At 63.7% G+C, this 17,969-nt stretch carries 21 protein-coding genes and 1 other RNA gene; 9 read left to right on the forward strand and 13 right to left on the reverse strand.

The genetic code is table 11. From position 1 onward, the window contains the following. Positions 1 to 5 precede the first annotated feature (5 nt). Positions 6 to 1,259, forward strand: coding sequence for an MFS transporter (locus tag ACY65G_RS24080; protein WP_464999825.1), 1,254 nt, complete (start codon positions 6 to 8; stop codon positions 1,257 to 1,259). Here ACY65G_RS24080 and ACY65G_RS24085 read toward each other — a convergent pair. The 4 genes from ACY65G_RS24085 to ACY65G_RS24100 form a co-directional block, all read right to left on the reverse strand. Beyond that, entirely contained in the window at positions 1,243 to 1,896 is a 654-nt protein-coding gene (locus ACY65G_RS24085; protein ID WP_464999826.1) for a hypothetical protein, read from the reverse strand. The two genes, ACY65G_RS24080 and ACY65G_RS24085, sit on opposite strands and share 17 nt — an antisense overlap. A gap of 15 nt (positions 1,897 to 1,911) precedes the next feature. Continuing rightward, on the reverse strand, positions 1,912 to 2,550 hold the full coding sequence (locus tag ACY65G_RS24090) for a glutathione S-transferase family protein (protein WP_464999827.1): 639 nt from the start codon (positions 2,548 to 2,550) through the stop codon (positions 1,912 to 1,914). 25 nt (positions 2,551 to 2,575) lie between these two features. Further along, positions 2,576 to 3,115, reverse strand: a complete 540-nt coding sequence (locus ACY65G_RS24095) for a hypothetical protein (protein ID WP_464999828.1) — start codon at positions 3,113 to 3,115, stop codon at positions 2,576 to 2,578. 72 nt (positions 3,116 to 3,187) lie between these two features. After that, positions 3,188 to 4,981 carry a thiamine pyrophosphate-requiring protein gene (locus ACY65G_RS24100; RefSeq protein ID WP_464999829.1) on the reverse strand — a complete coding sequence of 598 codons (1,794 nt, stop codon included), beginning with the start codon at positions 4,979 to 4,981 and terminating at the stop codon, positions 3,188 to 3,190. Positions 4,982 to 5,255: 274 nt separating this feature from the next. Between ACY65G_RS24100 and ACY65G_RS24105 the strand changes: the two genes are divergently transcribed. Beyond that, positions 5,256 to 5,429: a glycine zipper domain-containing protein gene (locus ACY65G_RS24105; RefSeq protein WP_175424636.1), complete on the forward strand. Its 174-nt coding sequence runs from the start codon at positions 5,256 to 5,258 to the stop codon at positions 5,427 to 5,429. 253 nt (positions 5,430 to 5,682) lie between these two features. Here ACY65G_RS24105 and groL read toward each other — a convergent pair whose 3' ends face one another. Together groL and groES are read right to left on the reverse strand one after the other, a co-directional pair. After that, positions 5,683 to 7,329 carry a chaperonin GroEL gene (gene groL, locus ACY65G_RS24110; RefSeq protein ID WP_464999830.1) on the reverse strand — a complete coding sequence of 549 codons (1,647 nt, stop codon included), beginning with the start codon at positions 7,327 to 7,329 and terminating at the stop codon, positions 5,683 to 5,685. A gap of 38 nt (positions 7,330 to 7,367) precedes the next feature. Then, positions 7,368 to 7,658 carry a co-chaperone GroES gene (gene groES, locus ACY65G_RS24115; RefSeq protein ID WP_130187819.1) on the reverse strand — a complete coding sequence of 97 codons (291 nt, stop codon included), beginning with the start codon at positions 7,656 to 7,658 and terminating at the stop codon, positions 7,368 to 7,370. A 248-nt stretch (positions 7,659 to 7,906) separates the two neighbouring features. On the opposite strand from groES, the gene ACY65G_RS24120 reads away from it, so the two are divergent. The 5 genes from ACY65G_RS24120 (at position 7,907) to ACY65G_RS24140 (ending at position 9,552) form a co-directional block, all read left to right on the forward strand. Next, positions 7,907 to 8,041 (forward strand): hypothetical protein, encoded by a 135-nt coding sequence (locus ACY65G_RS24120; RefSeq protein ID WP_464999831.1) that lies wholly within the window; start codon positions 7,907 to 7,909, stop codon positions 8,039 to 8,041. A gap of 135 nt (positions 8,042 to 8,176) precedes the next feature. Further along, on the forward strand, positions 8,177 to 8,428 hold the full coding sequence (locus ACY65G_RS24125) for a hypothetical protein (protein WP_464999832.1): 252 nt from the start codon (positions 8,177 to 8,179) through the stop codon (positions 8,426 to 8,428). Further along, positions 8,425 to 8,736, forward strand: coding sequence for a cell division protein ZapA (locus tag ACY65G_RS24130; RefSeq protein ID WP_464999833.1), 312 nt, complete (start codon positions 8,425 to 8,427; stop codon positions 8,734 to 8,736). The genes ACY65G_RS24125 and ACY65G_RS24130 overlap by 4 nt, the downstream gene beginning before the upstream one ends. 46 nt (positions 8,737 to 8,782) lie before the next feature. Beyond that, positions 8,783 to 8,963, forward strand: a non-coding RNA gene (ssrS, locus tag ACY65G_RS24135) — 6S RNA. Between the two features lie 124 nt (positions 8,964 to 9,087). Next, on the forward strand, positions 9,088 to 9,552 hold the full coding sequence (locus tag ACY65G_RS24140) for an EVE domain-containing protein (protein WP_464999834.1): 465 nt from the start codon (positions 9,088 to 9,090) through the stop codon (positions 9,550 to 9,552). Between the two features lie 31 nt (positions 9,553 to 9,583). On the opposite strand, the gene lgt is transcribed toward ACY65G_RS24140, so the two are convergent. Both lgt and ACY65G_RS24150 read right to left on the reverse strand, forming a co-directional pair. Continuing rightward, positions 9,584 to 10,402 carry a prolipoprotein diacylglyceryl transferase gene (gene lgt, locus ACY65G_RS24145; RefSeq protein ID WP_464999835.1) on the reverse strand — a complete coding sequence of 273 codons (819 nt, stop codon included), beginning with the start codon at positions 10,400 to 10,402 and terminating at the stop codon, positions 9,584 to 9,586. After that, the gene (locus tag ACY65G_RS24150) at positions 10,403 to 11,299 is read right to left on the reverse strand and encodes a LysR family transcriptional regulator (RefSeq protein ID WP_464999836.1); all 897 of its coding nucleotides are present in this window, start codon (positions 11,297 to 11,299) and stop codon (positions 10,403 to 10,405) included. Positions 11,300 to 11,430: 131 nt separating this feature from the next. Between ACY65G_RS24150 and ilvD the strand changes: the two genes are divergently transcribed. Further along, complete coding sequence (gene ilvD / locus ACY65G_RS24155) at positions 11,431 to 13,293, forward strand: dihydroxy-acid dehydratase (RefSeq protein ID WP_464999837.1); 1,863 nt, start codon at positions 11,431 to 11,433, stop codon at positions 13,291 to 13,293. A 64-nt stretch (positions 13,294 to 13,357) separates the two neighbouring features. Here the strand turns inward: ilvD and ACY65G_RS24160 are convergent, their stop codons facing one another. Further along, complete coding sequence (locus ACY65G_RS24160; RefSeq protein ID WP_464999838.1) at positions 13,358 to 13,588, reverse strand: TIGR04438 family Trp-rich protein; 231 nt, start codon at positions 13,586 to 13,588, stop codon at positions 13,358 to 13,360. A 188-nt stretch (positions 13,589 to 13,776) separates the two neighbouring features. On the opposite strand from ACY65G_RS24160, the gene ACY65G_RS24165 reads away from it, so the two are divergent. Next, entirely contained in the window at positions 13,777 to 14,088 is a 312-nt protein-coding gene (locus ACY65G_RS24165) for a c-type cytochrome (RefSeq protein WP_464999839.1), read from the forward strand. 55 nt (positions 14,089 to 14,143) lie between these two features. Here the strand turns inward: ACY65G_RS24165 and ACY65G_RS24170 are convergent, their stop codons facing one another. The 4 genes from ACY65G_RS24170 to ACY65G_RS24185 all read right to left on the reverse strand — a co-directional run bounded on the left by ACY65G_RS24170 (position 14,144) and on the right by ACY65G_RS24185 (position 17,794). Beyond that, on the reverse strand, positions 14,144 to 15,274 hold the full coding sequence (locus ACY65G_RS24170) for a branched-chain amino acid ABC transporter substrate-binding protein (RefSeq protein ID WP_464999840.1): 1,131 nt from the start codon (positions 15,272 to 15,274) through the stop codon (positions 14,144 to 14,146). A gap of 108 nt (positions 15,275 to 15,382) precedes the next feature. Continuing rightward, on the reverse strand, positions 15,383 to 16,519 hold the full coding sequence (locus ACY65G_RS24175; RefSeq protein ID WP_464999841.1) for a branched-chain amino acid ABC transporter substrate-binding protein: 1,137 nt from the start codon (positions 16,517 to 16,519) through the stop codon (positions 15,383 to 15,385). Between the two features lie 161 nt (positions 16,520 to 16,680). Continuing rightward, positions 16,681 to 17,025, reverse strand: a complete 345-nt coding sequence (locus ACY65G_RS24180; RefSeq protein WP_464999842.1) for a hypothetical protein — start codon at positions 17,023 to 17,025, stop codon at positions 16,681 to 16,683. Positions 17,026 to 17,350: 325 nt separating this feature from the next. After that, the gene (locus ACY65G_RS24185) at positions 17,351 to 17,794 is read right to left on the reverse strand and encodes a DNA polymerase III subunit chi (RefSeq protein WP_464999843.1); all 444 of its coding nucleotides are present in this window, start codon (positions 17,792 to 17,794) and stop codon (positions 17,351 to 17,353) included. Positions 17,795 to 17,969 lie beyond the last annotated feature (175 nt).

Raw genomic sequence — 17,969 nt, forward strand, 5'->3', positions numbered from 1 at the left:
AACACATGACCACTTCCCTTACTCCCGCACGCGAACGGCTCGTGTTGTGGCTGCTGGCGCTCACCCAGTTCACCGTGATCATGGATTTCATGGTGATGATGCCGCTGGCGCCGCAGCTGATGTCCGCGTTCGCCATCAGCCCGGCGCAGTTTTCCGGCGCCGTGTCCACGTATGCCTGGTGCGCCGGCCTGTCCGGCCTGCTGGCCGCCACGTATATCGACCGCTACGACCGCAAGCGCATGCTGCTTGCGGTATTCCTGCTCTTTAACCTGTCGAACCTGGCGTGCGCGCTGGCGCCGAATTTCCATGTGCTGGTGCTGTCGCGCGCGTTTGCCGGGCTGACCGGCGGCGTGCTGGGCGCGATCGGCATGGCGATCATCGGCGACCTGATCGCGCCGCAGCGGCGCGGCTATGCGACCGGCATCGTGATGACGTCGTTCTCGATGGCGGCGATCCTCGGCGTGCCGCTGGGCGTGGGCCTGGCTGCCCGCTTCGGCTGGCAGTCACCGTTTTACCTGCTGGTGGTGTTCTCGATGGCGATCTGGTGCCTTGCCGCGTTCGTGCTGCCGGCGCTGCCGGCGCACGCGGACCGCAAGACCCCGCTGTCCCGGGCGCTGCCGGACCTGGTGGCGCTGTTCCGCGTGCCGGCACACCTGCGCGCCTTCCTGCTGACGTTCGTGACGATGTTGAACGGCATGCTGGTGATCCCGTTCATTTCGCCGGTCCTGGTGGGCAACCTGGGCGTGCGGCCCGCCGACATCACGTGGATCTACATGGCGGGCGGCATCGCGGCCTTCTTCAGCTCGCGCTTCGTCGGTTCATGGTCCGACCGCGCCGGCCGGCACAAGGTGTTTCGCGTGTTCGTGCTGTTCTCGATCGTGCCGATCCTGGTGGTGACGCACCTGCCGCTGGGATTGCCGCACTGGCCGCTGCTGGCGCTGGTCGCCCTGTTCCCGTTCTTCATGGTGGCGATGAATGGGCGCAACGTGCCGCTGCAGGCCCTGATGACGACGGTGCCCGATCCGCGCCGGCGTGGCGCGTTCCTCAGCGCGAACGCGGCCGTGCAGCAGGTCGGCACCGGTCTCGGGGCATTGCTGGGCGGGCTGTGGCTGCACACGGATGCGGCCGGCCACATCAGCGGCTATGGCCTGAACGGCTGGCTGGCCGCCGGGCTGTCGCTGTTTACATGGTGGTGGGTGGCGAAGGTACAGGCGGTGCCGGCGGTGCCGGCGTCCGCCACGGTCAGAAACCCTGCCTGACGACGGCATCGAGCAGGCGTTGCGCCTGCTTCAGCACGGGCGATGCGATCTTGTCGCGATCGATGTCGCCGAACGTGCCGTCGCGCACGTGCAGGCCGTCCGCGGCCAGCAGCGACAGGCGCATATTGCCCAGCACGGGCGGCACGGCGCGGTTCTTCACCAGCCCTTTTGCCGCCAGCGGAATCGCCGCATGCACGAGCAGCTTGCCCTGCTCGGCAATGTCCTCGGGCAATCCCTCGAAGACCGCGACGCGGCCGGTATGGTTGATGTAGCGCACGCTGCCGTCGGCATAGGCGGCCAGGACATCCAGCCCGCCCTCGAGCGGCACTTCCACGACCACGCCCAGCAGTTCGCGCGACGCCACCGGCTGGCCGGCGACGCGCAGCCATTGCCACGCCAGCAGCCGCACGCGGCTTTCCTCGGCGGGATCTTCGCCGATGGTTTGCACCACGCGCGGATCGGGCGCCGCGCCGAACAGCGACGCGGGCTCGGGCCCCTGCTTCACCAGCTGCGGATCGTCGCAGAACAGCAGCTGGTACATCAGGTTCAGTTCTTCCTGCTGGTAGGGCAGGGCGGCGGCGGCCGGCCGGGAGGCGTGCCGGCGCGACGAGAGCGCGGCGAGGAGTTTCTTGAACATGCCAGCATTGTACTGTTACTGGGTATCGAGATGCCAGCCGCGCAGCCCTTCCATCGCCACCGCGTTGCGCCAGGCCGGCCGCGCGCTGACCAGCCGTGCCAGGCGGTCGAGCTCCGGCCATTCGGTGGCCGGCTTCGGCATCGCCCGCGACCAGCGCATGTACATGCACAGCTGGTAGTCGGCGGTGGAAAAGCGCTCGCCCAGCAGGTAAGGGCCGTGAGCCCGCAGGTGCGAAGCGATGCGCTCGAAGCCCGCCTCGAGCGTGCGGCGGACCGGCGCACGGCTGTTTTCGTCGTGCGCTTCCAGGCCCAGGTCCCGCGGATAGAACCATAGCCGGAATGGGCCGCCCAGCGATGTGGCCAGTGCCACGGTCCATTGCAGCCACTCGGCCCGGCCCGGGGTTCCCGGTGCCGGGGCCAGGCTGGCCTCGGAGTGGCGTTCGGTCAGCAGGATCAGCAGGGCGGCCGACTCGCGGTGCGCCATGCCATCGATGACCAGCGTGGGAACGGTGCCTTGCGGATTCAGGCGAAGGTAGTCTTCGGTGCGCGGTACGCCGAGATCGACGTTGACGAGCTCGTGCGGCGCGCCGCTTTCATGGATCGCGGCATGCACGGCCAGGCTGGCCGCGCCGGGGGAATAGAACAGTTTGTACATCGCCTGCGTTCTCCGTTGTTGTGCGTTACTGGGATTGGTGAGGGGCGCTTTCGGGGCTTGCACGGTCCATCGGGCGCTTCTCGCTGCGCCAGCGGGCAAGCGGCAGCAGCGTTTCATCATCGTCGACGAGGATCTCGCCATCGGCCGCGCCGACAAGAAAGCTTTCCCACGTAACGACGGCATCCGGCCGGTTTTCGACAAAGCTGAGCTGGTGATACTGCCTGCCATCGACCAGGCGCAGCGCCGGGTCGAACGGGATCACGGCGCCACGCACCGCGCCCTTCGAGGCGGATTCGATCTGCCGCGCCCACGCCTGCAGTTCGGGCAGCGCCATCAGGCGTGCCACGGCCTGGTCGCGGTTCAGCGCCTGCCGTTGTGCGGCCGGTGCGGGGGGGATGGCCGAGGCGGTGGTCGTCGCGGTGCCGGAAACCGCGGCAGGTGCGGACCGCGCCGGCGCGGCACCCGGCCCCACGTGCTGCGGATACAGGTACCACGCTCCTAACGCGGCGGCCAGCAGGCCGGCCAGCGTGCCGGCCACGGCGGGGAGGTGGGAGGATTTGCTCATGCGGCGTGCTTTCGTGTCCATGTTGCGAACATGGTAATCGAAAGCCCCGGTGCGTGGCGGTCGCTTCTCCGGTCAGGCATCCTTCTTCGGCGGGAACCACGATTCCCAGGTTTCCTTGATGCTGGCGCGCACGGTGGCCAGCGCATCCGGGTCGCCCTTGAGCAGCGCCTTGAAGTAGGCGGCAGCCTGCTTGGCCGGCACGTCCGGCGGCAGCGGCGGCACGTTCGGATCCGTCACCATCTCCAGCACGCACGGGCGGTCCGACGCCAGCGCCGCTTCCCAGCCTGCGGCGACCGCATCGGCGCTGTCGATGCGGATGCCCTTCAGGCCTATCAGTTCCGCATACTGCGCATAGGGGAAGTCCGGCATGACCTGCGAGGCTTCGAACTTGGGGTTGGCGCCCATCACGCGCTCTTCCCACGTGACGAGGTTCAGGTCCTGGTTGTTGAGCACCATGACGACGAGCTTGCCGTTGCCCCAGCGCGGCCAGTACTTGGCGATGGTGATCAGGCCATTGATGCCGTTCATCTGCATCGCGCCGTCGCCCACCAGCGCGATCACGTGACGGTCGGGATGCGCGAACTTGGCGGCGATCGCATAGGGCACCGCGCACCCCATCGTGGACAGGCCGCCGGATACGCTCGTCATCATGCCGCGCCGGATCTTCACGTCGCGCGCATACCAGTTCGTGGCCGAGCCGGAATCGCCGACGATGATGCAATCGTCCGGCAGCCGTGGCGACAGTTCCCAGAACACGCGCTGCGGATTGATCGGGTTCGCGTCGTTCATGGCGCGGCCTTCGAGCACACGCCACCAGCGCTCGACGTTGGTGCGGATGTCGTCCTGCCATTGCCGGTCGGTCTTGCGCTGCAGCAGGGGGATCAGGGCGCGCAGGGTCTCGCGCGAGTCGCCGATCAGGTTGAATTCCATCGGGTAGCGCACGCTGACGCGGCGCGCATCGATGTCGATCTGCACGCCGCGCGCCTGGCCTTCCTTCGGCAGGTGCTCGCTGTACGGGAAGTTCGAGCCCACCATCAGCAACGTGTCGCAGTCGTTCATCATGTCATGGCTGGGTTTCGTGCCGAGCAGGCCGATGGTGCCGGTGACGAACGGCAGGTCGTCCGGCACCGCCGCCTTGCCCAGCAGCGCCTTGGCGATGCCGGCGCCGAGGATCTCGGCCACTTCGATCAGTTCGTCGGTCGCATGCAGCGCCCCGGCGCCGGCCAGGATCGCCACCTTTTTCCCTTCGTTGAGGATGCGCGCGGCCTGCTGCAACGCGTCCTGCGACGGCACGTGGCTGCGGGTGAGCGCGCCGATGCCGGAAACCACGGTGCCATGCTCGCGCGGCGGCTTCGGCACGGCTTCCAGTTCCTGCACGTCGTTCGGGAAGATGATGCAGGTGACGGCCCGTTCCTCCTTGGCGATGCGGAAGGCGCGGTCGATCAGGTGGCGCACCTGGGCCGGGTCGGTGGCCATGTGCACGTATTCATGGGCCACGTCCTTGAACAGCGTCTGCAGGTCGACTTCCTGCTGGTAGTCGCTGCCCATCGACATGCGCTTCTGCTGGCCGACGATCGCCACCACACCCTGGTGATCGAGCTTGGCGTCGTACAGGCCGTTGAGCAGGTGCACGGCGCCGGGCCCCGACGTGGCCAGGCAGACACCCACCTCGCCCGTGAACTTGGCATGCGCCGTGGCCATGAAGGCGGCCATCTCCTCATGGCGCACCTGGATGAATTCGATCTGTTCCTGCCGGCCGAAGGCGCCCATGATGCCGTTGATGCCGTCGCCGGGGTAGCCATAGACGCGACGCACGCCCCATTCGCCCAGCCGTTGCAGGAGGAAGTCGCCTACCGTGTCTGCCATGGTCATCTCGCTCGATTAGTCAAGCTGAAATGATAAATTGGCCAACAATCGACAGGCGCACGCGAGCGGTGCGGTGCAGCATCCGGCGCCGTTTGCGCGTTGTTCAGGAGCTATCTTTTAGGATGGAAATGCGTCCTTTGATGCGGCGCAAAAGCCCGCTTCGGAGGATGCTGAAAACGTTGTTCACGCGGGACGTGCCGCTTAAAAAAACGGCAGAGAGAGCGAAATCCGGGTGTATATTGAATGCACAACAACCACGGAAACAGGAGACACAATGGATATGGAACCGGACGACCGCACCGGGCGCTATGTTGGCTTCGGTATCAGCCTGGGTGCAGCGATCGGCTGCGCGATCGGTGTTGCAATGGGTAATTTTGCGATGGGCATCGGCCTCGGTGTCGGCGTCGGCAGCGCCGTCGGAGCCGGCCTCGCGCGACGGCGACCCTGATCGGCCCTGTACGTGATCGACGGCTGCCTCGGCAGCCGTTGTTATTTCCGCGATCCAAAACTGAGACGCAAAACTGGGGACGTACCCCTGTTTAGAGGAAACATCCCGCGAGCTTGCCCATGCTGGTACGTCAGCAGTATTGCCTGGAAACAGGGGTACGTCCCCAGTTTGTTGGCCAGGAAATAAAAAAGGCCGCTTCCGAAGAAGCAGCCTTTTCAGGTGCAGCTGGCCGAAGCCCGCATTTACCGCATGATTACATCATGCCGTCCATGCCGCCCATGCCACCCATGCCACCCATGCCACCCATGCCGCCGGCTGGCTTGTCTTCCACCACTTCAGCCACCATGCAGTCGGTCGTCAGCATCAGGCCGGCGATCGATGCGGCGTTCTGCAGTGCCGAACGGGTCACCTTGGCCGGATCCAGCACGCCCATTTCGACCATGTCGCCGTAGGTGCCGTTGGCGGCGTTGTAGCCGTAGTTGCCGGTGCCGCCCAGGACGGCGTTCACCACCACCGACGATTCTTCGCCGGCGTTCTGCACGATCATGCGCAGCGGCTCTTCCATCGCGCGCAGCACGATCTTGATGCCGGCTTCCTGGTCAGGGTTGTCACCCTTCACGGTCAGCGCAGCACGGGCACGCAGCAGGGCCACGCCGCCGCCAGGAACGATGCCTTCTTCCACGGCAGCGCGGGTAGCGTGCAGTGCATCTTCCACGCGGGCTTTCTTTTCCTTCATTTCGACTTCGGTGGCAGCGCCAACCTTGATCACGGCAACACCGCCGGCCAGCTTGGCCACGCGCTCTTGCAGTTTTTCGCGGTCGTAGTCCGAAGTGGCTTCTTCGATCTGTGCGCGGATCTGCTTGACGCGGCCTTCGATGCCCACGGCTTCGCCGGCGCCGTCGATGACGATCGTGTTTTCCTTGCCCACTTCGATGCGCTTGGCCTGGCCCAGTTCGGCCAGCGTGACTTTTTCCAGCGTCAGGCCGACTTCTTCAGCCACCACCTGGCCGCCGGTCAGCACGGCGATGTCTTCCAGCATGGCCTTGCGACGGTCGCCGAAGCCAGGAGCCTTCACGGCGCAGGTCTTCAGGATGCCACGGATATTGTTGACCACCAGGGTCGCCAGCGCTTCGCCTTCGATGTCTTCGGCGATGATCAGCAGCGGACGGCCGGCCTTTGCCACTTGCTCCAGTACCGGCAGCAGGTCGCGGATGTTCGAGATTTTCTTGTCGAACAGCAGGACGAACGGGTTTTCCAGGACGGCGACCTGCTTTTCCTGGTTGTTGATGAAGTAAGGAGACAGGTAGCCGCGGTCGAACTGCATGCCTTCCACGATGTCCAGCTCGTCGTTCAGCGACTTGCCGTCTTCCACGGTGATGACGCCTTCCTTGCCCACTTTTTCCATCGCTTCAGCGATGCGCTCGCCGATCGAGTAGTCGGAGTTCGCGGAGATCGCGCCAACCTGGGCGATTTCCTTCGACGTGGTGCATGGCTTGGCGATCTTCGTCAGTTCTTCGACGGTGGCGGCCACGGCCTTGTCGATGCCGCGCTTCAGGTCCATCGGGTTCATGCCGGCGGCAACGAACTTCATGCCTTCGCGCACGATGGCTTGTGCCAGCACGGTCGCGGTGGTGGTGCCGTCGCCGGCGTTGTCGGAAGTCTTCGATGCGACTTCCTTCACCATCTGCGCGCCCATGTTCTGCAGCTTGTCTTTCAGTTCGATTTCTTTCGCGACCGAGACACCGTCCTTGGTCACGGTCGGGGAGCCGAACGAGCGCTCCAGTACGACGTTGCGGCCTTTCGGGCCCAGGGTGACCTTGACCGCGTTGGCCAGGATGTTGATGCCTTCAACCATTTTGGCGCGCGCTGCGTCGCCGAAAATCACTTCTTTAGCTGCCATGTTCGAATTCTCCAGAATCTAGGTAAGGGGTCGGCCGATTACTTGTTGACGATGGCCAGGATGTCTTCTTCGCGCATCACCAGCAGCTCTTCGCCGTCAACCTTGACAGCTTGGCCAGAGTATTTGCCGAACAGAACGCGGTCGCCGACTTTCACTTCCAATGCGCGCAGCGTGCCGTTGTCGGCAACCTTGCCGTTGCCCACTGCCAGCACTTCACCCTGGTCCGGCTTTTCAGCGGCGGCATCAGGGATGATCAGACCGGATGCGGTCTTGGTTTCCTGGTCCAGGCGTTTAACGATGACGCGATCGTGCAAGGGGCGAAGGTTCATACAAAACTCCTTATGTGTACAGTGAGGTTGATTCGTTGTTAGCACTCTCGACTAACGAGTGCCAACGATTATAGGGATGGTCACAAGTGATTTCAAGAGGATTCATATTGGAAAAACGTACAAGCCCCGGCCGGGGCGGCTGACGCCCGCCTGTGTTTTGACAAAGCCGCGGCGGAAGCGCACACTGTCCGTTCGCATTTGGAAGCATTCATCAAACACTGCAACAACATTGTTGAGCGGAGGCTGCGATGTTCCAGACCAAATTACCGAGAGACTTGCATGCGCCCGAATGGGTGCGTGTGGCGCTTAACGTTGCCGCCGGCGCGGCGTTGGGTGTGCTGGCCGGAGCCGCGTTGCTGCTGGCCGTGGGTGCGATCACCTGATCGTTCGGGTTCCTGAAATTCCCCTGTGCCGTCCTCCCATGCCGCGTGGGGGCGGCATGTCGACACGCATTCTCGACGCACTCATTAAGATTATATTAAGTATATAAGTCAGCCGATTCGGTTGACCACGTCATCGTGCCGTCCTATAGTGGCGGGATGATTGCAGACTTCCAAGAACTTTCCGACAAGATCGAGCAGTTGGCCGAAATGGCGCAGGCATTGCGCCGTGAAAACGCGCAATTGCGCCAGGCCAATGCCGCGATGGTGGCTGAAAACCTCGGCTACCAGAAGCGCCTGGCCGAAGCGCATGCGCGCGTGTCGGCGTTGCTGGAACATATTCCCCCGCTGGAAACGGCCACCCCTGAAAACGAGGATATTCCGTCATGAGCAATGTGGACGTGACCATCCTGGGTTCGTCGTACCGTCTCGTCTGCAAGGAAGGCGAGGAGCGTGCGCTGCGCGAAGCCGCGGCGTTGCTGGACAAGAAAATGACCACCATCCGCGATACCGGCAGGGTAAAGGGCAACGACCGCATCGCGGTGATGGCCGCGCTGTCGATGGCGGCCGAGTTCCTGACTGCGAAAGCGCCGGCCGGACCGCTGTCCGAGATCTCCCTGCTCGAAGTGCAGCACAAGATCGCCGCGATGCACCGGGTGCTCGACAGTGCGCTGACCCCGCAAGAAAATCTCTTCTGACGCACGATAGGACTTTCCCTTATCGAGATAGAGGAGTAAACTCCGTGTCACCCTGCGGTGTTCGAGAAGTGCCATATATTCCTTGAACCATTTACACGCATAGGTCGCGGAACATTGTTTGGCGGGTGTGAGCGTCGCTAGTCCGATGAACCCGAAGTTGAACTGACTGTGACCGCCTTGAACCGTAAGGTTCAGGATGCCGGCATGACGGCACAGGCGGGGCCTTATTCAGTGAGAGCGGTTGCATGCATCGAAAGATGTGCAACCGCTTTTTTTTTCGCCCCGATTTTCCTGTCCATCATTCATGTCCATGATTTTTCATGTCCATCATTTTTACGTCGGAGGAGCGCGATGGCGAAGCGATACTGGTTGATGAAGTCCGAACCCGACGATGTCAGTTTCGACGACGTGCTGGCGGCCAAGGGCCAGACCACGTCATGGTATGGCGTGCGCAACTACCAGGCCCGCAACTTCATCCGCGATGACATGCGGGTCGGCGACGGCGTGCTGTTCTATCACTCCAGCTGCGCGGTACCGGGTATCGCGGGCATCGCGGAAATCGCCAGCATGCCGTATCCGGATGCCACGCAATTCGATCCGGCGAGCCCTTATCACGACCCCAAGGCGACGCGGGAAAATCCCCGCTGGACCGGTATCGACGTGAAGGCAGTGAAGAAGGGGCGCTACCTGGAACTGAAGCAATTGCGCAGCCACCCGGAGCTGGAAAACATGCGCCTGCTGGCCAAGGGGAGCAGGCTGTCCGTGATGCCGGTCGAGCCGGAGGAGTGGCGCTTCATCGTGAAACTGATCGGCTGAAGGCGGGCGGGGCGCAAGGCCCCTGCAAACCTCAGGCGGCGGCCGGTGCCGCGCCGTAGGTCTTGCGCCGGTACGACCACACCAGCATGACGATGGCTGCCACGATCATCGGCAGCGACAGCACCTGGCCCGACGTGATCGGCAGCCCCAGTACCGTGGTTTCCCAGTCCGGCGTGCGGAAGTATTCGGTGAAGAAGCGCGCGCAGCCATACAGCAGCGTGAACATGGCGCCGACCGCGAGGCGCGGGCGCACGTGGCGCGCGAACAGCCACAGGATGATGAACACGAGGATGCCGTCGACCAGCATCTGGTAGATCGGCGACGGGTGGCGCGGCAGCGCATCCACGTTCGGCCAGATCATCGCCCAGGGCAGGTCCGGGTCGAGCACCGGGCGACCAGGCAGTTCGGCGTTGATGAAGTTGCCCAGGCGCCCAGCGGCATACCCGAGCGGCACCATCGGCGCGATGAAGTCATACACGTCCAGCAGGTTGCGCCCGGCCTTGCGCGCCCAGAACCACATCGCGATCAGCACACCGAGGAAGCCGCCGTGGAAGCTCATGCCGCCATGCCAGACCTTGAAGATCTCCAGCGGTGTGGCGAACAGGTGCGGCTGGTAGAAGATCACTTCACCCATCCGGCCACCGATCACCACGCCCAGCATGCCGTAGAACAGCATGTCGTCGAGGTCCTGGTTCTTCCAGCCCAATGCGGCGATGTGCGGCTGCCTGATCCGCACGCGGCCCAGTGCGATGAACAGCGCGAACGCCAGCACGTACATCAGGCCATACCAGTGGATCGCTACCGGGCCGATTTGCAGGGCGACGGGATCGGGCATCGGGTGAATCAGCATTCAGAGTCTCTTTCTCATCAAGTCCAGGAAGCCCTTGAGGACGGGGGAAGTATTGTCGCGGCGCCAGGCCAGGCCCGTTTCCACGAGCGGGGTGGCCTGCGCCAGCGGGCGGTATTCTACCCCCGGGCGGCGCAGGTTGGAGACCGATTGTGGCACAAGTGCGATGCCCATGCCGGCCGATACCAGGCTGACGATCGTCTGCATCTGGATCGCTTCCTGCCCGATCACGGGCGTGATGCCGGCGGCGCGGAACACGGCCAGGATCGCGTCGTACAGGCTCGGGGAAATCGCGCGCGGGAAGATGATCAGCGGCAGCGGCGGCAACGTGCGCAGGTTGGCCTCATGCTTGCCCCGCAGCTCCGGCAGGTTGGCCGGCGACGCCAGGATCAGCGGCTCGTTCAGCACCGGCAGGTAATCCAGTTCGGCCTTTGCTTTCTCCGGCAGCGGCGGAATCAGCAGTCCCGCATCGACGCGGCCATGCAGCAGTTCTTCCAGCTGCAGGTCGGACGTGGCCTCCTGCAGCGTGATCTGCACCTGCGGAAAGGCGGCGCGGTAGGCGCGCAGCGAAGGCGGCAACACGCTGTAGTCGGCCGACGACACGAATGCCAGCACCAGCTTGCCGGTGGCGCCCGATGCGGCCCGTTGCACGAGACCCGGCAGCTCGCCGGCCTGCGCGATCAGCCGGCGCGCCTCCGGCAGCAAGGCTTCGCCGGCCGCGGTCAGCGCCACGCCGCGGCGGTTGCGGTCGAACAGCAGGGCGCCCAGCGTGTCTTCCAGCGCGAGGATCGTTTGCGACAGCGGCGGCTGCGTCATGTGCAGGCGTTTCGCGGCGCGGCCGAAGTGGAGTTCCTCGGCCACGGTGACGAAGTAGCGCAGCTGGCGGAGTTCGATGTTCATCTGTTCTGTGATATGCGTAGTGAATCACAGGGCATTAAATCATATATTTGACAACTGATGGCAACGGGCGCAAGCTTGATGTCCTTTACGCGTTACCACGCATCACTGAACAAGTCTGAGGAGACATCGTCATGCCAACCTACCGTTCGTATACCACTACCCAGGGCCGCAACATGGCGGGTGCCCGCGCGCTGTGGCGCGCCACCGGCATGAAGGATGGCGATTTCTCCAAGCCGATCATCGCCGTCGTCAACTCGTTTACGCAGTTCGTGCCGGGCCACGTGCACCTGAAGGACCTGGGCCAGATGGTGGCCCGCGAGATCGAGGCGGCCGGCGGCGTAGCCAAGGAATTCAACACGATCGCCGTCGACGACGGCATCGCGATGGGCCACGGCGGCATGCTGTACTCGCTGCCGTCGCGCGACCTGATCGCCGACTCGGTCGAATACATGGTCAATGCGCACTGCGCCGATGCGATGGTGTGTATCTCGAACTGCGACAAGATCACCCCGGGCATGCTGATGGCCGCGATGCGCCTGAATATTCCGACCATCTTCGTGTCCGGCGGGCCGATGGAAGCGGGCAAGGTCGTCAAGGTCGTCAACAATGACAGGAAGATCATCAAGCTGGACCTGGTGGATGCGATGATCAAGGCCGGCGACGCCACCGTGTCGGATGCGGATGTGGCGGAAATCGAGCGCTCGGCCTGTCCGACCTGCGGTTCCTGCTCGGGCATGTTCACCGCCAACTCGATGAACTGCCTGACCGAGGCGCTGGGCCTGTCGCTGCCGGGTAACGGCACCATCCTGGCCACGCACTCGGACCGCAAGGAACTGTTCCTGCGCGCCGGCCGCACGATCGTGGAAATCACCAAGCGCCATTACGAACAGGACGATTACTCGGTCCTGCCGCGCAATATCGCCTCCAAGGCCGCCTGGGAAAACGCCATGGCGCTGGACGTGTCGATGGGCGGTTCGACCAACACCGTGCTGCACCTGCTGGCCGCCGCGCACGAAGCGGAAGTGTCGTTCACGATGGCCGACATCGACCGCATCTCGCGCAACGTGCCATGCCTGTGCAAGGTGGCGCCGATGACGGACAAGTACCACATCGAGGACGTGCACCGCGCCGGCGGCATCATCGCGATCCTGGGCGAGCTGGCGCGCGCCGGCCTGCTCGACACGTCGCTGCCGACCGTGCACTCCAAAACGCTGGGCGAAGCGATCGAGAAATACGACATCAAGCGCAGCGACGACCAGGCGGTACATCAATTGTTCCGCGCCGCGCCGGGCGGCGTGCCGACGCAGACGGCGTTCTCGCAATCGGAACGCTTCGAGGCCAACGACCTCGATCGCACGGCCGGCTGCATCCGCGACCGCGAGCATGCGTACTCGCAGGATGGCGGCCTGGCGGTCCTGTACGGGAACATCGCCGAGAAGGGCTGCATCGTGAAAACGGCCGGCGTGGATGAAAGCATCCTGAAATTCTCCGGCAAGGCGCGCGTGTTCGAAAGCCAGGACTCGGCGGTGGAAGGCATCCTGGGCGACACGGTACATGCGGGCGACGTCGTCATCATCCGCTACGAAGGCCCGAAAGGCGGCCCGGGCATGCAGGAAATGCTGTACCCCACGTCGTACATCAAGTCGAAGGGCCTGGGTAAAGCGTGCGCGCTGTTCACGGACGGCCGTTTCTCCGGCGGCTCCTCCGGCCTGGTGATCGGCCACGCTTCGCCGGAAGCGGCCGAAGGCGGCGCGATCGGCCTGGTGGAAGAGGGCGACATGATCGACATCGACATCCCGAACCGCACGATCAACCTGCGCGTGACGACCGAGGAACTGGCGCACCGCCGCGCGAAAATGGAAGACCTGGGCACCGCCGCGTGGCAGCCGGTCAACCGCGAGCGCGCCGTCTCGCAGGCGCTGCGTGCCTACGCCGCGCTGACCACGTCCGCCGACCGCGGCGCCGTGCGCGACCTGTCGCAGCTGAAGCGGTAATCGCAATGGCTGGGTTCGTGTTGTGCGAGCAGTGCTCGCACAACACGAACTCAACCGCACTACGTTACTTTTTTCCTGATGCGCCGAAGCGATCGGTAACCCGGTCCTTGCGCCGCTTCGCATCCACGTCGTGCGCCTTGCGCTTGTCCAGCCCCAGCATCGGTTCGACGAACTCGAACCAGATGAACGCCACACCCATCAGCGCCACGATCCACCACCACGACAGGTCGGCAAAGCGCCAGATTTCAAAGAAACGCAGTGTGCAAAGTACAACGATGGCAAGGATGATCGGCATGACTGGCTCCGGTGAGCCGTCCATGGTACTTACAAAATTTACGTATTGCAACAATTCGAGGTCAACGGACTACCCGGACACCCCGTTGTGTCGATAGACGCTATACGTACCCCGCCATACGTACTCGCCGATGCGAAACGCGTTAGAATCACCGCGGGTTTAATGTAGAGAAATCGTTGGAGAGATCGATGAAACGTTTCGTGATGGGTGCAATGGTAGTGGGCGCGGCGTTCGTGTCGCAGGCTGCAATGGCGAACGCCGACCTGGCGAAGGCAAAGAACTGCATGGCTTGCCACGCTGTTGCGAACAAGCTGGTGGGGCCGGCCTACAAGGACGTGGCCGCCAAATATGCGGGCCAGAAGGATGCCGAAGCCAAGCTGGTGGGCAAGGTGATCAAGGGTGGCGTGGGCACGTGGGGCGCGATCCCGATGCCGGCCAACCCCCAAGTGAGCGAAGCGGATGCGAAAACGCTCGTCAAATGGATCCTGGCGCAGAAGTAATCTTCCGCGCCATGTAGAAAACCGGGCAGAGCCCGGTTTTTTTATTGCTGCAAGATTACTTGACGACTTCGATCAGCGTCTTCTTCCCGCCGCGGAACGTGAACAGCGTCAGCGCGCCATCCTTGATGTCGCCGAGGGCGTCGAACGCGATCGTGCCGGTAATGCCCGGGTAGCTGACCTTTGCCAGGCTCGGCAGGTATTTCTTCGGATCGGCCGATCTGGCGTTCGCCATGGCGGTCGCCATCGCCATCACCGCGTCATACGAATAGGGCGCGTAGATCTGCAGTTCCTGCCCATAGCGCTTCTTGTAGCGGCCGGCGAATTCCTGCATCTTCTTCTGCTGCGCCGGCGTCACGCCGCCTGCTTCGGCGCACACGATCGCATCGTCGCCAACCGTGGCGCCGGCCAGTTTCGGCATCGCTTCCGTGCAGATGCCATCGCCGCCCATCAGCTTTGTCTTGATGCCGAGCGCCTTCATCTGGCGCAGCAGCGGGCCGCCCACCGAGTCCATGCCGCCGAAGAACACCAGGTCCGGGTTTTTCGACCGGATGCTGGTGAGGATGGCGTTGAAGTCGGTGGCCTTGTCGGTGGTGAACTGCTTGTCGACGATCTGCGCGCCTTTCGCGGCCTTGACGAATTCGGTCGCCACGCCCATGCCGTAGGCGGTGCGGTCGTCGATCACGGCGATCCGCTTCGCGCCCAGTTTCTGCACCGCGTACGTGCCCAGCGTGCCACCCAGCTTCAGGTCGTTGGCGACGACGCGGAAGGTGGTGTTGAACCTCTGGCGCGTATACACGGGGCTGGTGGCCGAGGCGGAGATCTGCGGAATGCCCGCGTTGTAGTAGATGCGCGAGGCCGGGATCGACGTGCCGGAAGTCTGGTGGCCGATCACGCCATTGACTTTCTGGTCCGCCAGCTTCTGGGCGGCGGCCGTGGCCTGCTTCGGCTCGGCGCCGTCGTCCTCGGCCATCAGCACGAACTTGACCGGCTTGCCGTCGATCTTGAACCCCTTGGCATTCAGGTCTTCCACGGCCAGGCGCGCGCCGTTCGACGTGTCCGTGCCCAGGTGGGCGGACTGGCCCGACAGCGGCCCCACGTAGCCGATCTTGACCACTTCCTGTGCCATCGCGCCGCCGGCGGCAAGCAGCGTGGCGCCGATGGCGAGGGAAATCAGCTTCTGTTGCATATGCGTTTTACTCCAATACTTATGCGGCCACCTCATAAGGGCCACTGAAAAAACAAAAGGCCGCCCATGATGGACGGCCACTCGGGTGTCTCCCGTTTTTTGTCCTTGTTACCTGACGACTTCCATCCGCGTCTTCTTGCCACCCGTGTAGGTGAACAGGGTCAGCGAGCCGTCGTTGATGTCGCCGAACTGGTCGAACGTGATCAGGCCCGTCACGCCCTGGTACTTCACCTTTTTCAGGAACGGCAGGTATTTCTTCGGATCGCTCGACCCCGCATCCTGCATGGCCTGGGCCAGCGTCATCACCGAATCGTACACATACGGCGCATACAGCTGCACTTCCTGGTTGTACGCTTTCTTGTAGCGGGCGCGGAAGTCGTCCATGTTCTTCTGCAGTTCCGGCGGTACGCCGCCCGCTTCGGCGCAGGTCACCACGCCATCGGCCGCGGCGGTGCCGGCCAGGCGCGGCAGCGCATCGGTGCACACGCCGTCGCCGCCCATGAACTTCGCCTTGATGCCCAGCGCCTTCATCTGGCGCAGCAGCGGGCCGCCCACCGCATCCATGCCGCCGAAGAACACCAGGTCCGGGTTCTTCGCCTTGATGCTCGTGAGGATCGCGTTGAAGTCGGTGGCCTTGTCGTTCGTGAACTGCTTGTCGACGATCTGCGCACCCTTGGCACCCTTGATGAACTCGGTTGCCACACCCATGCCGTAGGCGGTGCGGTCGTCGATCACGGCGATCTTTTTCGCGCCCAGCTTGCCGACGGCGTACTTGCCCAGCGTGCCGCCCAGCTTGGCGTCGTTGGCGACCACGCGGAACGTGGTGTTGAACTTCTGCTTTGTATAGACGGGATTGGTGGAGGCCGGCGAAACCTGCGGGATACCGGCATTGTAATAGATACGCGATGCCGGCACCGTGGTGCCGGAATTCAAATGGCCGACCACGCCGTTGACCTTGGCATCGACCAGCTTCTGCGCGACGGTGGTGCCCTGCTTGGGGTCGGCGCCGTCGTCTTCCAGGACGAGCACGAATTTCACGGGCTTGCCGCCGATCTTGATGCCCTTGGCATTCAGGTCGCTGATGGCCATGTTGGCGCCGTTCTCGTTATCCTTGCCCAGGTGGGACTGGGCGCCGGAGACCGGGCCCACGTGGCCGATCTTGACGATCTCCTGCGCGCTGGCCGATGTGGTGGCGGACGCTGCGAAGGCGAGGGCGATGGCTACTGCGATGAACTTCGTCTGCATACTCGTCTCTCCAATGAAAGTAATGGATGCCTCGTGGGCATCATCTGGCCAGAAGGTACAACAAATTTTTCGATTGGCAAAGGCGCAAATGGCGAATGTTGCAGCGTGCACCGGCAGGGGGCGTGGATGCACCGGCCGGGGTCGCGATTTTTACTTCCTGTTCACTCTTTCGGTGCCCGCAGGCTTGCCAGTTCGTCCTGTACGGCGACCGTGACGACTTTCGTGACCGATTCGCCCAGGCCCGCCCTGAGGTCGGCCGCCAGGTGCCGCAGCAGCTGCTCGACGCGTTCGGTCACCAGCGCATCCACACGGGGCATCAGCTGCGCCAGGATGCGTTCGGTGAGCGCACGTTCGAGCGCCGCGAAGTCGGGCCCGGCCTGTTCGACGGGTTCGACACGTTCGACGGGTGCGACGGTGATCGGCGGTTCATCCGGCTCATCCTGTTCGGCAGGCACGACCAGGTCGATCCGCGGAGCAGGTGCGGTCACGATTGCAGGTTCAGGCACAGGTACAGGTTCCGGTTCGGGCACAGGTACAGGTTCTGACACAGGTACAGGCACAGGCACAGGTACAGGCACAGGCACAGGTACAGGCACAGGCACAGGTACAGGCACAGGCACAGGTTCGGGCACAGGGTCCGGTACAGGCACAGGCTCGGGCACAGATACCGGTGCGGTTATCGCTGTCCCGGTGCGCCAGACGGCCGGCTTCATCACCGCGGAAGCTGGAGCAGGGGCGAGGGGCGGAACCTCCTGCAGTACTTCCGTCAGCACGGGAATGCCGGCATCGAACGGGGCGGACGTGCTCATGCTGCTTTCCTGTGATTCGTGCTCATGATTTGCCCACGCTGAGGTGGGCCGGCTTGAAGTCCTGCCGCTTGTAGGCAACGAAACGGATGCGGCCGGCTGCAGCGTCGGCTTCATCCGTGGACACCACTTCGATCAGGCGCGGAAAGGCTTCGAACTGCGCCGGCGCGCGTTGCGCCAGGTTGATCAGCAGGTCGGCCTGCGGCAGTTCCACGGCATCGCTGTCGGCCAGCACGATCGGCGTATCCGGCGCCAGCGGGTCGTTCGCATGCACGTGGGGCAGGTAATCGACATCGGACACGGCCCACAGCGCCGCATCGAAGCGGGCCAGCTGGTCGCTGTCTTCCGTCATCACGACGATGCGGTTTTTCGCACCCGGCGTGCTTGCAGCATTGTAGGCCTTGCGCACCAGGCGGCACGCGTAGGCGATCTTGTCGGGAACGTTGGTGTGGAAATCGATGCGGGTCATGGGCGCTATTGTAGCGCGGCGGGAAATGCAAACCCAGAAGCAAAACCTGGGGTCAGACCCAGGTCTGACCCCGGCATGTGCCGTTGGGGTGAAAGCAGGCGCGAAAACCGGTGACAGGCACCAGTTAATCCGGAACATTCAAAAAAAACCGGTGTCTGTCACCGGTTTTGGAGAA

It is taken from the genome of Pseudoduganella sp. jia 12, assembly GCF_055502675.1.